14 protein-coding genes are annotated in these 15,257 nt (G+C 72.8%); 8 read left to right on the forward strand and 6 right to left on the reverse strand.

Translation table 11 applies throughout. The features are described from left to right. The first annotated feature begins 58 nt into the window (after positions 1–58). Positions 59–559 carry a thiol-disulfide oxidoreductase DCC family protein gene (locus GUY61_RS22575; RefSeq protein WP_166632066.1) on the forward strand — a complete coding sequence of 167 codons (501 nt, stop codon included), beginning with the start codon at positions 59–61 and terminating at the stop codon, positions 557–559. 9 nt (positions 560–568) lie between these two features. After that, complete coding sequence (locus GUY61_RS22580; RefSeq protein WP_166632055.1) at positions 569–1,420, forward strand: TetR family transcriptional regulator; 852 nt, start codon at positions 569–571, stop codon at positions 1,418–1,420. A 25-nt stretch (positions 1,421–1,445) separates the two neighbouring features. Here GUY61_RS22580 and GUY61_RS22585 read toward each other — a convergent pair whose 3' ends face one another. Further along, on the reverse strand, positions 1,446–3,965 hold the full coding sequence (locus GUY61_RS22585; protein WP_166632067.1) for an MMPL family transporter: 2,520 nt from the start codon (positions 3,963–3,965) through the stop codon (positions 1,446–1,448). Positions 3,966–4,126: 161 nt separating this feature from the next. On the opposite strand from GUY61_RS22585, the gene GUY61_RS22590 reads away from it, so the two are divergent. From GUY61_RS22590 to GUY61_RS22610, 5 genes are all read left to right on the forward strand, one after another. Further along, on the forward strand, positions 4,127–4,822 hold the full coding sequence (locus GUY61_RS22590; RefSeq protein WP_166632056.1) for a response regulator transcription factor: 696 nt from the start codon (positions 4,127–4,129) through the stop codon (positions 4,820–4,822). Between the two features lie 73 nt (positions 4,823–4,895). Then, positions 4,896–6,359, forward strand: a complete 1,464-nt coding sequence (locus GUY61_RS22595) for a sensor histidine kinase (protein ID WP_398956508.1) — start codon at positions 4,896–4,898, stop codon at positions 6,357–6,359. A 99-nt stretch (positions 6,360–6,458) separates the two neighbouring features. After that, positions 6,459–7,427: an ABC transporter ATP-binding protein gene (locus tag GUY61_RS22600; RefSeq protein ID WP_166632057.1), complete on the forward strand. Its 969-nt coding sequence runs from the start codon at positions 6,459–6,461 to the stop codon at positions 7,425–7,427. Next, a complete protein-coding gene (locus tag GUY61_RS22605) occupies positions 7,424–8,266 on the forward strand; it encodes an ABC transporter permease (RefSeq protein WP_166632058.1) in 843 nt (280 codons plus the stop codon). The genes GUY61_RS22600 and GUY61_RS22605 overlap by 4 nt, the downstream gene beginning before the upstream one ends. 7 nt (positions 8,267–8,273) lie before the next feature. Next, positions 8,274–8,882, forward strand: a complete 609-nt coding sequence (locus GUY61_RS22610) for a TetR/AcrR family transcriptional regulator (protein ID WP_166632059.1) — start codon at positions 8,274–8,276, stop codon at positions 8,880–8,882. Positions 8,883–8,935: 53 nt separating this feature from the next. On the opposite strand, the gene GUY61_RS22615 is transcribed toward GUY61_RS22610, so the two are convergent. Both GUY61_RS22615 and GUY61_RS22620 read right to left on the reverse strand, forming a co-directional pair. Next, positions 8,936–10,498: a metallophosphoesterase gene (locus tag GUY61_RS22615; protein ID WP_166632060.1), complete on the reverse strand. Its 1,563-nt coding sequence runs from the start codon at positions 10,496–10,498 to the stop codon at positions 8,936–8,938. Beyond that, positions 10,498–10,755, reverse strand: coding sequence for an SCO4848 family membrane protein (locus GUY61_RS22620; protein WP_166632061.1), 258 nt, complete (start codon positions 10,753–10,755; stop codon positions 10,498–10,500). The genes GUY61_RS22615 and GUY61_RS22620 overlap by 1 nt, the downstream gene beginning before the upstream one ends. Between GUY61_RS22620 and GUY61_RS22625 the strand changes: the two genes are divergently transcribed. Then, positions 10,694–12,181: a D-alanyl-D-alanine carboxypeptidase gene (locus tag GUY61_RS22625; RefSeq protein ID WP_166632062.1), complete on the forward strand. Its 1,488-nt coding sequence runs from the start codon at positions 10,694–10,696 to the stop codon at positions 12,179–12,181. The two genes, GUY61_RS22620 and GUY61_RS22625, sit on opposite strands and share 62 nt — an antisense overlap. Here GUY61_RS22625 and GUY61_RS22630 read toward each other — a convergent pair. From GUY61_RS22630 to trpS, 3 genes are all read right to left on the reverse strand, one after another. After that, entirely contained in the window at positions 12,096–13,139 is a 1,044-nt protein-coding gene (locus GUY61_RS22630; RefSeq protein WP_166632063.1) for a YihY/virulence factor BrkB family protein, read from the reverse strand. The genes GUY61_RS22625 and GUY61_RS22630 overlap by 86 nt on opposite strands. Before the next feature lie 59 nt (positions 13,140–13,198). Then, complete coding sequence (locus GUY61_RS22635; RefSeq protein WP_166632064.1) at positions 13,199–13,801, reverse strand: 2'-5' RNA ligase family protein; 603 nt, start codon at positions 13,799–13,801, stop codon at positions 13,199–13,201. Between the two features lie 282 nt (positions 13,802–14,083). Continuing rightward, positions 14,084–15,097, reverse strand: a complete 1,014-nt coding sequence (gene trpS / locus GUY61_RS22640) for a tryptophan--tRNA ligase (RefSeq protein ID WP_166632065.1) — start codon at positions 15,095–15,097, stop codon at positions 14,084–14,086. Between the last annotated feature and the right edge of the window lie 160 nt (positions 15,098–15,257).

Below are 15,257 nucleotides of genomic sequence, written 5' to 3' on the forward strand. Positions count from 1 at the left end.
GGCCGGGACGGGGCAGGACCGGGGCACCGCGCGTGTCCCGGTCCGCCGGCTCACCGTCCTGTACGACGCGCGGTGCCCGCTGTGCACACACATCCGCGACTGGCTCGCGCGACAGCGCCGGCTCGTACCGCTCGTCTTCGTACCGGCCGGGTCGGACGAGGCGAGGAAGCGGCTGCCGGCCCTCGACCACGGGCGGACGCTGAAGGAGATCACCGTCGTGGCGGACGGCGGGCAGGTCTACGAGGGAGCCGCCGCCTGGGTCGTGTGCCTGTGGGCGCTGGCGGAGTACCGGCCGATGTCCCACCGGCTGAGCACCCCCGCCGGGGCGCTGCTGGCGCGGGGCGCGGTACTGGCGGCGGCGAGGTACCGGGAGGCGCGGCGCGAGGCGGGCTGGGGCGGAGGTGTGTACAGCACGGCCGACGGCTGGCTGTACGACCCGGCGCACGGCTGGACCCACGGCGGGCCGCCCCGGCGCTCCACGCGCCCGCCGCGGCGGCAGCGGTCCTCGCCGTCCTCGCCCCCACCGGCCTGCGACGGGGCATGCCCCGCCCCCGACTAGGCTCGCCCTGTGGAAGCAGCACCGAAGCCCGCATCGCCGGCGAAGCAGCAGCCCAAGAGCGAGCAGACGCGGACCCTCATCCTGGAGACCGCCCTGCGCCTCTTCCAGGAGCGCGGCTACGACAGGACGACGATGCGGGCGGTCGCCCAGGAGGCCGGGGTCTCCGTCGGCAACGCCTACTACTACTTCGGCAGCAAGGAACACCTGATCCAGGGCTTCTACGACCGGATCGCCGAACAGCACCAGGCTGCCGCCTCCGACGTCCTCGACGGCGACAGGGACCTCGCGGCACGCATCCGCGGGGTCCTCCTCGCGTGGCTGGACATCGCCGAGCCCTACCACGAGTTCGCGGCCCAGTTCTTCAAGAACGCCGCCGATCCGGACAGCCCGCTGAGCCCCTTCTCCGTCGAGTCGGAGGGCCCCCGGGAGGCCGCGATCGATGTCCACCGCAAGGTCCTCGCGGATGCGGACACCAAGTACGATCCCGAACTCGCCGAGCAGCTGCCCCAGTTGCTCTGGCTCCAGCAGATGGGCCTGGTCCTCTTCTGGGTCTACGACCGCTCCGAGAACTCAGCCAACAGCCGCCGCCTCGCCGAACGCGTGGCCTCCATCTCCGCCCGTGCCATCGGCCTGACGCGGTTCCGCCTGCTGCGGCCCCTCGTCCGCGAGACCCACGACCTCCTCAGCGACTTCATGCCGACGGCGGCGGGCATGGCGGCGAGCGGACCCCAGCGCGCGGCCAGGACGGCCACGCAGAAGACCCCGGCGAGGCCCCCGGGGAAGACTGCACGCAAGCGCGCCGGGAGCGGGGAGACGGCGAGCGGTCCCGAGGGCGCGGCCTCCGGGGGCACCGCCCCCTAGGACGGCCGGTGGGGCGGCGGACGTGTCACGCCCTCCCCGACAGCGACCCCGCCGGCATCAGGACGACGTCGTGGACCAGCGGTTCCCCGGCGACCATGACGTGGCGGGCGAGCGGGTCGAAGCCCTCCGCGCGGGCCGAGAGGACGCAGGAGCCGCCGGAGGGGGCGGAGAGGATGTACGAGCCGTCGGCCAGCGAGGTGACGCGGTCGAGTTGCCGCCCCTTATCGGAGACGAGGGTCAGGGTGGCGTCCGCGACCGGTTCACCCTCCGGGGTGCGGACGAACCCGTGCACGACGGAGGAGGCACCGGCGCCCGCGGCGCCGCCCCGCGGACCGGCGGGCTCCGGGGTCCCCGCGGAGGAGGGCGGTTCCGTGTCCTCCTTCGGTTCGACGGCCAGGTGCGGCAGCCGCCTGTCGAGCCAGCCGGGCAGCCACCAGTTGGACTTCCCCAGCAGATGCATCGCGGCCGGGACCAGCGCCGTACGCAGGATGAACGCGTCCAGCGCGACGGCGGCGGCCAGGCCGATGCCCGCCATGGCGGCCTCCAGCTCGCCACTCAGCACGAAGGCGCTGAAGACGCACATCATGATGAGCGCCGCGCTGTTGATGACGCGGCTGGTCTCGGCGAGACCGACCCGTACCGCGCGGGCGTTGTCCTTGGTGTGGACCCATTCCTCGTGCATGCGGCTGACCAGGAACACCTGGTAGTCCATCGAGAGGCCGAAGAGCAGCGACAGCATGATGACCGGCAGGAACGCGGCGATCGGCCCCTCCTTGCCGAGGCCGAGGATTTCAGTGCCCCAGCCCCACTGGAAGACCGCCACCAGCACGCCGAACGAGGCCGCGGCCGCCAGCAGGTTCATCACGGCCGCCGTCAGCGGCACCACCACGCTGCGGAAGGCGATCAGCAGCAGGACGAAGCCGAGCGCGATGATCGTGCCGATGAACAGCGGGAGCCGGTCGCCGACCTGCGCGGCGAAGTCCTTGAAGACCGCGGTGACGCCGCCGACGTGGGCGGACATCGAGGTGCCCTCCTCCGCCGCCGGGATGATCTGCCCGCGCAGCCGGTCGATCAGGTCGTCCGTCTCCTCCGCCTGCGGTGACGTGGTCGGCACGACCTGGATGACGGTGATCTCCGAACCTTCGGGCGCCGGCAGCGGCACCACCTGGGCGACCCCCTCCATCCGGCCGACCTCGCGGACCAGGCCGTCCACCGCCGCCTTGTCGCCGCCCGAGGCGACCACCTGGAGCGGCCCGTTGAAGCCGGGCCCGAAGCCCTCCGCGAGCAGGTCGTAGGCCTGCCGCGTCGTGGTGTCGTCCGCGTGGTTGCCCTGGTCGGAGGCGCCGAGCCGGATCCCGAGGACGGGGATGGCCAGCACGGCCATCACCACGACCGCGAGCGCGGCGACGGAGCGGGGCCGCTTCTGCACGTACGAGGACCAGCGGGCGGCGGCACCGTTCGGGTCCCCCGTCACCGGACCGCTGTCGGCCAGCGCGCGCCGCTGCCGCCTGCCCAGCACCCGCGGCCCGAGCACGCCGAGCAGCGCGGGCAGCAGCGTGATCGCGGCGAGGACGCTGAGCACCACCGTCAGCGAGGTGGCGATGACCACCCCGTCGAGGAACCGCAGGTTCGTCACGAGCATGCCCGCGAGCGCGATGCACACCGTGCCGCCCGCGAACAGCACGGCCCGGCCGGAGGTGTTGAGCGCCGAGACCGCCGCGTCCTCGGGGCGGGCGCCGCGCCGGATGTTCTGCCGGTGCCGGGTGACGATGAACAGCGCGTAGTCGATGCCCACGCCGAGGCCGATCAACGAGCCGAGCAGCGGCGCCACTTCGGGTACGTCGGTGACGTGGCTGATCAGGATGGTCGCGGAGGCGCCGAGGCCGACGCCGACGACGGCGGTGACGATGGGAAGCAGCATCGCGAACAGTGAGCCGAAGGCGAGGAACAGCACGATCGCCGCGGCGACGACGCCGACGAGCTCCGAGGTTCCGGCCGGTGCCTCCTGGGTACGGGCGATCGCCTGACCGCCCAACTCGACCTGCAAACCGTCCCGTTCTGCGGCCTGCGCGGTGTCGACGACTTCCTCGACGAGTTCCTTGGGCACCTCGTTGGCCTGACCGGTGAAGGTCACCTGGGCATAGGCGATCGTCCCGTCCCGGCTGATCTGCGCGGCCCCCGCCTCGCTGTACGGGCTCGCCACCTCTCCGACGCCGTCCATGCCGGCGATCTTCTCCAGCGCCGGTTCGATCCGTTCCCGTACCGCCGCGTCCCGTACCGAGGCCCCTGAACCGCCGGCCCCGTCCGCCCCGTCCGCCCCGTCAGCGCCGTCCGAGACGCGCCAGACCACCGTGTCCGTGTCCCCCGAGCGCTCGGGGAAGGCCTCCTCCATCAGCTCGACGGCACGCGTCGAGTCCGTGTCGGGGAGGCTGAAGACGTTCGCGTAGTTGCTGCCCGCCGCCGCGGCCCCCGCGCCCAACCCGAGGAACGCAACCAGCCACAGCAGGAGGACCACCAGCCTGTGCCGGTAGCACCAGCGTGCCAATGCCGCCACGATCACCGCTCCTTCATCCGTCCGTGTCGCCCCCGGGTCGGCTCCAGCATCGGACGCGGGACGGTGTGCGCATGGGCTCGCGGCCGGGACTCTCAAGGAACTCCAAGACTCCGGCCCTCCCTCCCGGGCCGCCCCTCGCCGATACTGGAGCCATGTCCAGCGAGACCACAGGAGCCAGCGTGCTGGTGGTGGAGGACGAGCCCAGCATCGCCGACGTGCTGACCATCGCCCTGCGCTTCCACCACTTCGAGGTGACGACCGCGAGCAGCGTGCGGGAGGCCGCCGCGCTCGCCCGGCAGCACCGCCCCGACGCCGCGCTCGTCGACGTGATGCTGCCGGACGGCGACGGCCGCGCCCTGGGGCGGGAACTGCGCGCCCGCTGGCCGCAGATGGCCCTGGTGTTCGTCACCGCGCGGGACGCGCCCGGCGAGATCGTCGCCGGGCTCGGCCTGGGCGACGACTACATCACCAAGCCGTTCCACATCGACGAGGTCGTCGCGCGGCTGCGCGCCGTGCTGCGCAGGACCAGGCCGCAGGACGTGGTGGCGGCCCGTGCCCCGCTGCGGTACGGCGATCTGGAGCTGGACGAGACCACGTACCGCGTGCACAGGGCGGGCCGCAGCGTCGACCTGACGCCGACGGAGTACGCCCTGCTGCGCTTCCTCGTCCGCAACGCGGGACGGATCTGCACCAAGGAGCAACTGCTGCGGCACGTCTGGCAGTACGAGCACCAGCCCGAGTCCACCGTCGTCGAGACGTACGTCTCCTACCTGCGCAGGAAGCTGAGGCCGCTCGGCGGGGATCAAGCGATCACCACCCGGCGCGGCATCGGTTACGGCCTCGCATGAGGCGCGCGTCCGGCGGGCGGCCCGCACCCGGCGTGAGCCGCGGATCCGGCACGGGGTGCGGGCCCGGCACGCGGTGCGCGTGAGGCGTTCACGAGACGGCCGTCACTCCCTGCGGAAACGGCTGACCCTGGTCAATGTGGTGCTGATGACCATCGGCGTCATCGCGGCGACCGCGATCAGCCTCATGGGCATGCGGCACTATCTGCTGTCCGCCATCGACGCCGAACTGGACTCGTCGCGCCGGTCGCTGGGCCAGGCGGGCATCACGATGGAGCAGGTCGAGGCGCTGGGCGCGTGGGCGCTGTTCCGTGACAAGCTCGCGCCGCAGCACTCGGAGCAGTCCCTGCCGGACAGCGGGACGGTGTTCGTGGCACTGCGCGGCGGCGAGCCGTTGTCGATCGCCGGATACGAACCGACCGAGCGGCAGCGCCTCCTGGACCGGGCCGTCGCCGACCCGGGCTCCCTCGCACGCGCCGCCGAGCCGGTGGACATCACCATCGACGGCGAGCCCCACCGGGCGACGGCCACACGGCTCGGCGACGGCACGGTTGTTGTCATGGCCGCCTCCGCGGAGGCGGTGCACGGCGCGCTGAAGAGCGCCCTCAAGCTGGACCTGGCGGTCGGCACCGTGCTCGTCGCGCTGCTCGGCGTGCTGACGATGATGGAAGTCCGGCGCCGGATGCGGCCGCTGGAGGACATGGTCGAGACGGCGTCCGCGATCGCCGACGGCGACCTGACGCGCCGGGTGCCGCCCAGTTGCCACAGCATGCTGGAGGTCGAGCAGCTGAGGACCGCCCTCAACACGATGCTGCACCAGGTCGAGTCGGCGTACACGACGCGGGAGCGCAGCGCCGAGCAGCTCCGCCGTTTCGTCGCGGACGCGTCCCACGAACTGCGCACGCCGCTGGCCGCGATACGCGGCTACCTCCAGCTGCACGAACGGGGGATGCTGCGCGCGGAGGAGGAACGTGCGCGGGCCCAGGAGCGGATGAACGCGGAGACCGAGCGGATGGGCCACCTCGTCGACGAGCTGCTGACGCTGGCCCGGCTCGACCAGGGGCCCGAACTGCGCTTCCGGCAGGTCGACCTGAGCTGTCTGGTCCGTGACGCCGCGGACGACCTGCGGGTGCAGCAGCCGGACCGCCCGGTCGAGGTGTCCGCCGAGGGGACGCTGCTGGTGCGCGCCGACGAACCGGGACTGCGGCAGGTCGTGGGCAATCTGCTGGGCAACGTCCGGGCGCACACTCCGGTGGACGCGGCGGTACGGATATCCCTGTGCCGCGGCGACGGCACCGTGACCCTGCGCGTCGCGGACGAGGGCCCCGGCCTGTGCGAGGCGGACGCGGCCCGCGTCTTCGACCGCTTCTTCCGCGCGAGCCCCGGCGGCGCGGGCGGTCCGGGCGGTCCGGGCGGGACCGGCAGCGGTCTCGGCATGGCCATCGTCCAGGGCGTGGTGGAGGCACACGGGGGCGGCGTGTCGGTGGAGACGGCCCCGGGCAAGGGGCTGGCGGTCACGGTGAGGCTCCCGGCCGGCTGAGACGGCCCGCCCGGGTGCCGGCGGGGCCCGGGGTCCTCGGCGCGTCTCGGCGCGGAAACCGGTTTGCGAAACCTACCTATCGATAGGTAGGTTTTCCTCATGCTCAGAACACCGGCTTCACCAGCCATCCGTACCTCGGGACTCGGCCGGGACTTCGCGGACCGCTCCGCGGTGGACCGGCTCGATCTCCACGTGGACACCGGCGAGATCTACGGACTGCTCGGGCCCAACGGCTCAGGCAAGAGCACCACCGTCCGCATGCTCACCACCATGCTCCGCCCCACCCGGGGCACCGCCGTCGTCGCCGGCGCGGACGTGGTCCGCGATCCCGCGGCCGTGCGCCGGCGCTCCGGAGTCGTCTTGCAGGGCACCGCACTCGACCCGCTGATGTCCGCGCGTGAACTGCTGTGCCTCCAGGGCAGGATGCAGTCCCTCACCACCCGGCAGACCCGCGAACGCTGCGCCGGACTCCTCGCCTCCTTCGGGGCCGAGGAATTCGCCGGCACCCCCGTGGGCAGGCTCAGCGGCGGCCAGCGGCGGCGCGTCGACCTCGCCGTCGCCCTGGTCCAGCGCCCCGCCGTCCTCTTCCTCGACGAGCCGACCACCGGTCTCGACCCGGTCAGCCGGCGCGGCCTGTGGGAGGAGATCCGCGCCCTCGCCTCGGACCACGGCGTCACCGTCCTGCTCACCACCCAGTACCTCGAGGAGGCCGACCAGCTCTGCGACCGCGTCGGCATCCTGCGCGAAGGACGCCTCATCGCCTCCGCCGCGCCCCGCGTCCTCAAGGAGGAGACCGGCCACCGGGTCCTCACGCTGCGCTTCTCCGACACCGGGACCGCCGGCCGCGCCCTGCGGCTGCTCACCGACCGGGGGGAACAGGCAGGCACGACCGGCCAGGAACAGCGGGCCGTGAGCATCCGGCTCGCGCGCCCCGGCGCCGACGGGGACCTGCTGCTCGCCCTCGCATCCGCCGGGCTGCACGCGGATTCCCTCAGTGTCGACGAACCGAGCCTGGAGGACGTCTTCCTCCGCTTCACCACCGCACAGGAAGGTGCCCCCGCGGCATGAACACCGCTCCCGCCACCCCGGACACCCAGCAGGCCAGGGCCCAGGCCCCCGGCGGAACCCGGCACCACGGCCCGGCGTTCGCCGCCTTCCCGGCCCTCACCGTCCGCTCACTCAGGGCCTGCGCCCGCACCCCGTCGCTGCTCCTCTCGCCGCTGCTGATGAGCGCGTTCTTCCTGGTCATCTACGAGGGGCAGCTGTCCTCGGTCGCCGGGGCCACCGCACCGGGCGGACGCTACGTCGACGTGGTGCTGCCGCTGTGCCTGCTGACCACCGCGTTCACCGGCGGTGCCACCGCGGGCCAGCTGCTCGTACGGGACATCGAGTCCGGCTACCACGCCAGGCTCTGGCTGACCCCGGCCGCCCGCTGGACGCTGATCGCCGCGCCCGTCCTGGCCGGCATCGTGGTGCTCGCCGCGCAGGCGGCGGCCCTCACCGCGCTCGGCCTGCCGCTCGGCCTCGACCCGGCCGCCGGAGTCCCGGCCCTGTTCGCCCTGGTCGGCGCCACGGTGCTGCTCGGGACCGGCTTCCTGCTGCTGGCGGCCGCCGTCGGCCTGCACACCGGGAACAGCTCCGCGGTCGGCTCTGTCACCATGGTCTTCTTCCCGCTCTCCTTCTTCACCGCGACCTTCGTGCCGCGCGAGCGGCTCGACGGCTGGATGGCCCGTGCGGCGGACCTCAACCCGCTCAGCCCGCCGCTGGACGCCATGCGCGGTCTGCTCACCTCGCCGTGGAGCGAGCAGAACGTCCTGCCCGGCGCTCTCGTGGCCACTGGCATCCTGGTGACAGGTGCCGTCGCGGCCCGCGTCGCCCTGATCCGCCGTACTCGCACAGGAGTCTGAACGCCCCATGCCCCGCCAGACCGACACCCGCGCCCGCGCCCGGGACGAGTTCGCCCGCCTCCTCGCGGAACGGGGCTACCTGGGAGTCTCGCTCGACGAGATCGCCAAGACCGTGGACGTGAAGAAGGCCAGCCTCTACCACCACTTCCCCGGCGGGAAGCCCGCTCTCTTCACGGAGGTCGCCCACCACTACATCGAGGAGACCGCCGCCGTGCTCCAGCAGGCCCTGGAGACCGGGGACGGACTGCGCGAACGACTCCTCGCGCTCGCCGGAACCTACGCCCGGGGAACGTACAACTCCGCGCTGGGCGACCAGATCTACCACGCCACCCGCCACGTCGACGAGGCCCGGCGCTCCGAGCTCTCCCACGCCTACGTGCGGCAACTCATCCAGCCGGTCACGGATCTGATGGGGCGTGCCGTCGAGACGGGTCAACTGCGCGAGTCCGACCCCGGTTTCCTCGCCATGGCCTTCATGGAACTGGCCGCGATGCTGCAGCCCATGCCCGAGGACGTGGCCATGCCCGCACAGGAGCGCCCGGCCCCGGCACCCGCCGGGGCGCTCACCGAGGAGGTCGTCGACCTCTTCCTCCGGGGGGCCGCCCCGGAACGCTGACCGCTCGCCCCGTCCGCCGTCCGGCGGGCGGGGCGCTGGGCGCGGTGACCGGCTCACGCCTGCTTCGAGGCCAGCTCCACGACCGTGATGTCGGAGGGCGCCCCCACCCGCACCGGCGGCCCCCACGCACCGGCGCCCCGGGTGACGTACAGCTGGGTGTCCCCGTACCGCTCCAGGCCCGACACCGTCGGGTTGGCGAGCGCGGCGAGGTACTTGCCGGGCCAGAGCTGCCCGCCGTGGGTGTGGCCGGACAGCTGCAGGTCGACGCCGTGCTCGACCGCGTCGTGGACGACGACGGGCTGGTGGGCCAGGAGCACGGAGGCCCGGGAACGGTCGCGGTCGCCGAGCGCGCGCGTGAAGTCGGGGCCGTCGCCCTCGGACTCGCCCGCGACGTCGTTGACGCCCGCGAGGTCGAAGTGGGGCAGCTCCGCGCGGGCGTTCTCCAGCGGGCGCAGGCCCAGCTCCCGCACGTGGTCGACCCATTCGGCGGCGCCGGAGAAGTACTCGTGGTTGCCGGTGACGAAGTACGCGCCGTGCCGCGCCTCGAGGTCCGCGAGCGGCTCGGCAGCGGGGCCGAGATCGGCGACGCTGCCGTCCACCAGGTCGCCCACGACCGCGATGAGGTCGGGTCGCGTGGCGTTGATGCGGTCCACGATGCGCCGGGCGTGGGCCCGCCCGAGCACGGGCCCGAGGTGGATGTCGCTCACCACGGCGATCCGGAAGCCGTGACCGGCCCTCGGCAGCTTCGCCAGCGGCACGGTCACCCGCTTGACACCCGGCCCGCGCATCACCGCGTACGTGCCGTGGCCGACGGTTCCCGCCGCGACGGCGGACGCGGCGGCGGCGACGGTACGGGCGACGAACAGCCGCCGCGAGGGACCGGGCTCAGTGACCGCGGTGCCGTCGGGGTCCGCGGTTTCCGTGGCGCGGGCCGGGTCCCGCGCGGGCTTGGTCGCGGGCTCCGGCACGGAACCGGTCACGGTCCCGGCCTGTTCCACCGCGCCGTCCGGCCCCGCGTCCCCTGCCGGCTCCCGGCCGGAGGCACCGGCCGTCCGCGGCTCCTCCGCGACGGCCACGGCGCGCCGGGCCCCCGCGGTACCGGCTTCGGGGCCGTCCTCGGCCGGACGGTCACCGTCGTCGGAGGCGGCGAAGACGTCCGGCCCGGTCGTGTCCCCGGCCGGTGCCGCGGCACCGCGAACGAGCGCGTCGCATCCGGGTTCTGCGGGGTCGCCGAGGGAGGTCCGGGTCCGCGCAGGAGTCCCGGTCCCGGCCCATGGCGGGCCGGCCGGCGCGGCGCGCCGCTCCAGGACCCGGCGCAGCAGCGGCCGTACCGCCTCCCCCGCGAGCAGAGCCATCGTCAGATAGAGCAGCGCCGCCAGCCACAGGTAGCCGGGCCATGCCAGTGCTTGCTCCACCGCGAAGGGCGCGCCCGCGCGCCCCGCGACCAGGGAGCCGAGGGTCAGCAGCGGCAGGACGAAGGCCGCCGCCGTGCCCGCTCGGCGGGCGGCACCGCCCTTCGCGGTCGTGTCGCGGACCAGCCGGCGCCAGAGGTACCAGTGCACACCGCCGAACAGCGCGAGGACCGCGAGAACCGCGAACAGGATGACGAGGACCACTATTCGGCCTCCCGGGCGGACTCGCGCCGCAATGCCCTGACACCGCGCAACCCGATCAGCCCGATCGCCGTCCCCAGAAGAAAGGATGTGACGGCGAGCAGCAGATGGACCCAGAAGTACGCGGTGGGATCCCCCGCGTCGTCGAACGCGAGCCCACTGGCGTCCTTCCAGAGGTTCTTGACGAAAGTGATCCAGATGACCCAGCTCCACACCCCGAAAGCGAGCAGGAACCAGGAGACGGGGCGGCTGAGCTTCATGCACCCAGTATCACCGTTCTCCCGCCGCCTGCCGCTCCGGGGTGGGCCGTCGCGGCGGGTGCGTACCGCGGTGGTCCCCGTGGCGCCCGCGCCCTGTACGTTCTCGTCCGTGCCTGCCTCGAAGACGATCACGAAGACGGTGCCGAAGACGGCACCGAAGACTGCATCGAAGAAGTTCGCGACGACGGCTCTCGCCTCCGCGCTTCTGACCCTGCTCGCCGTTGCCCCGGCCCACGCGGACGGGAGGGACACCGACAAGGACGAGGACAAGGCGCCCAGGCCGCCGGCCTCCATGTCGACGGTCGGCGGCGCGCTGCTCGGGAAGCCGGGCACGCAGGTGCGGCCCGGGGCGGACGCCCCCGCACTGCCCAAGAAGCTGACGGGCCGTTCGTGGATCGTCGCGGACGCGGAGACGGGCGACGTGCTGGCCGCGCACAACGCGCACTGGCCGCTGCCGCCCGCCAGCACGCTCAAGATGCTCTTCGCCGACACCCTGCTGCCGAAGTTCCCCGCCACGACGACCCACAAGGTCACCCAGGACGACCTGTCGGGCATCGGCGCGGGCAGCAGCATGGTCGGCGTCAAGGAGAACTACACGTACTCCGTGCACGACCTCTGGCTCGGCGTCTTCCTCAGGTCGGGCAACGACGCCGTGCACGTGCTGTCCGCGATGAACGAGGGCAAGGCCAAGACGGTGGCGGAGATGCAGGCGCACGCCGAGGAGTTGCAGGCCCACGACACCAAGGTGGTCAGCCCGGACGGCTACGACGAGAAGGGCCAGGTGTCGAGCGCCTACGACCTCACCCTCTTCGCCCGCTCCGGCATGCAGAAGGCGGACTTCCGCGAGTACGCGGCGACGGCCACCGCCAAGTTCCCGGGCGAGAAGAAGAAGGGCAAGAAGCGCGAGACCTTCGAGATCCAGAACACCAACAGGCTGCTGACCGGTGACGGCCTCGCCGGGATAGAGCCGTACGAGGGCATCGCGGGCGTCAAGAACGGCTACACCAGCAACGCCGGCTACACCTTCACCGGGATCGCCCAGCGCGGCGAGCGCGTGCTGCTGGTCACCGTCATGAACCCGGACGACAAGGAGCGGGGCGCCGTCTACAAGGAGACCGCCAGGCTCTTCGACTGGGGCTTCGCAGCGGCGGGGAAGGTGGACCCCGTCGGGAAGCTGGTCGGCCCCAAGAGCGAGGAGGCCGCGCAGGCCGGCGAGCAGGCCGAGGCCGGCGGCGCGGGCAACGACGGCGCCGGGAAGCCGGGCGAGCCGGAGCGGGCCGCGGCCGCCGGCGCCGCGGACGCGGCCGGTGACGGCGGCGGGTTCGGGATCGCGCTCGGCGTCATGGGCGGGGTGCTGGTTCTGGTGGCCGCCGGGGTGTTCTTCGGGAACCGGCGCTGGCCGCTGCGCCGTCCTCCGGCCTCCTGAGTACGGCGCCGGTCCGGGCCGTACCGGTCGGCCCGGCCGTGCCGGATGCCGCGTCCGCGGTGGTTGTCCCGGCCGTGCCGCCCGCCCCGTCCGCGGCGGGTTCGGTCCCGCTTCGCGGGGTCGCCGTCCATGCCGCGCAGAACAGCAGCAGCCTGGCCGTGAAGTTGATCCACAGCAGCAGCGCGATCGGCACCCCGAAGGCCCCGTACAGGGACTTGCCGGCCACACCGCTGATGTAGCCCCCGAGCAGCAGCTTCAGCAGTTCGAAGCCGACCGCCCCGGTGAGCGCCGCCGTCAGCAGATGGTGGCGCTCCGGGTGTACGCCGGGCAGCAGGGTCAGGACGTACAGCAGGAGAAGGAAGTCCGCGAGCACCGCCACCAGGAACGCGGCGGCCTGGAGCAGCACCCCGCTCGCGCCGTCCTCGTCGACACCCAGCCGCCCGGTCGCCCATCCGATCGCGCTGGACGCGAGCGCGGAGGCGGCCAGCGAGGCCAGTCCGGCCGCGCCGAGCCCCAGCAGGACAAGACCGTCCATGGCCTTGCGGACGAACGGATTGCCCTCGTCCTCGTCGTCCTTCTCCCATACCGCGCGCAGGCACTCGCGCAGCGAGCCCACCCAGCCGATGCCGGTGAGCAGCAGGACCGCCCCGGCCACCACGCCGACCGTGCCCGCGTTCTCGACCAGGGACCCCAGATCCAGCTGGTCGGAGATGCCCGGCACCTGCTCGGAGACACCGGCCTCGAAGCGGTGCAGCTGATCCTCGGTCAGCAGCGCGGCACCGACCGCCGCGCACACGGTGATCAGCGGGAACAGGGCCAGAAAGCTGATGAACGTGATCGCGGCGGCGAGCCTGGTCCAGTGGACCCGGTCGAGCGCCTCGTACGACCGCCAGACGTGGGTACGTGCCAGCCGCGCGAGCAGGGGCCCCACCACCGGGAGCCGGGTCAGCCAGTCCATGGCACACACCTACCCCGACCACCGGCCCGCCAGCCCGCGAGGCGCGCCGGGGCCGGTGCTCAGCGAGCGGGAAGCGTGCCCCGCGCCGCGGGTTCGGCCGAGGGGGCGGACGCCTGCTGGGGCAGGACGGACACGCCTCCGCTCCCGAAGGGATAATCGTGGAGCTTGCGCCACACGCCGTCGGTGCCCTGCTCGTAGAGCGCGAACCCGGTGCTGATCCACTCGGCCTCGTACCCGCTCAGCTCCTCGTAGGCCCGGTCCATCGCCTCCTCGGCGATGCCGTGCGCCACCGTGACGTGCGGGTGGTACGGGAACTGGAGGTCGCGCGCCACGGGACCGGAGGCGTCCCTGATCCGCTTCTGGAGCCAGGCGCACTCCTCGGCGCCCTCGACGACCTTGACGTAGACGACGGGCGAGAGCGGGCGGAACGTTCCGGTGCCCGACAGGCGCATGGGGAACGGCCGGCCGGTCATGGCCACCTCGGCGAGGTGCGCGCAGATCTCCGGCACGGCCTCGGCATCGGCCTCGGTGGGCGGGAGAAGGGTGACATGGGTGGGGATGCCGTGCGCGGCGGCGTCCCCGAAGCCGGCCCGCAGCTCCTGGAGCAGGCTGCCGTACGGCTCCGGGACCGCGATCGAAACGCCCAGCGTTACGGTCCCCATCGTTCTCCTCAGTCGCTCGTGGTCGGTCGGCGGCGGGCGGCCGGGTGGGTGCTCGCCGGTGCCAGTGTGCAGTGTGGCGGGCGGACCCGGCCCGCCGCCAGGGCCCCGGACAGAGGGCACACACGTGTCAGTGCACCTTCTGTCCGGACTTGTCGGATTCAGCCTGGCCTTCGCCCCCGCGCGTGTCGGACCTCACTCGTCCGGCTCCGCCGGAACCCGTTCCGGCCGTTCCGGCCCCGGTCGGGGCCGGGCAGGGGCCGGGCCGGGACCATGGCGCGGGTGTCAGTGCTTGGCGGGGAGGAAGCCCACGCGGTCGTAGGCCAGCGCCAGCGTCTCCGCGGCGACGGCGCGGGCCTTCTCGGCCCCCTTGGCCAGGATCGAGTCCAGCGTCTCCGGGTCGTCGAGGTACGCCTGCGTACGGGACCTGAACGGTGTGACGAATTCGACCATCACGTCCGCGAGATCGCCCTTCAGGGCGCCGTACAGCTTGCCCTCGTACTTCTTCTCCAGCTCGGCGATCGTCTCGCCGGTCAGCGTGGAGTAGATGCTGAGCAGATTGCTGACGCCCGGCTTGTTCTCGACGTCGTAGCGGACGACGGTGTCCGTGTCCGTGACGGCGCTCTTGACCTTCTTCGCCGTCGTCCTCGGCTCGTCGAGCAGGTTGATCAGGCCCTTCGGGCTCGACGCCGACTTGCTCATCTTGGCGGTCGGGTCCTGGAGGTCGTAGATCTTCCCGGTCTCCTTGAGGATGTACGCCTCGGGGAGGGTGAAGGTCTGGCCGAGCCGGGTGTTGAAGCGCTCGGCGAGGTCCCGGGTCAGCTCGATGTGCTGCCGCTGGTCCTCGCCGACCGGGACCTGGTTCGCCTGGTACAGCAGGATGTCGGCGACCTGGAGGATCGGGTACGTGAACAGGCCGACCGTCGCCCGCTCGGCTCCCTGCTTCGCCGACTTGTCCTTGAACTGGGTCATCCGGCTGGCCTCGCCGAAGCCGGTGAGGCAGTTCATGACCCAGCCCAGCTGGGCGTGCTCGGGAACATGGCTCTGGACGAACAGCGTGCAGCGGTCCGGGTCCAGACCGGCGGCGAGCAGCTGGGCGGCGGCGAGACGGGTGTTGGCGCGCAGCTGGGCCGGGTCCTGCGGCACGGTGATCGCGTGCAGGTCCACGACCATGTAGAAGGCGTCGTGAGTCTCCTGCAGCGCCACCCACTGGCGGACGGCACCGAGGTAGTTGCCGAGGTGGAAGGAGCCCGCGGTGGGCTGGATTCCGGAGAGCACGCGAGGACGATCAGAGGCCATGTCCCCCATTCTCTCAGGTGCCGCCCACAGCTTCGGAACGGCCGGGAACCGATCTTGTCCCGGCGGTGTACCAGAGCCGTCCCGGCCGGCCCGGCCGAGGGGGCGCCGCTTCACCCCGGCCCCGTGGTCACCCGGAGGCGATCGTCCGGAGGCCTGTCTC

This window comes from Streptomyces sp. GC420 (genome assembly GCF_009916105.1).
Lineage (GTDB): Bacteria > Actinomycetota > Actinomycetes > Streptomycetales > Streptomycetaceae > Streptomyces.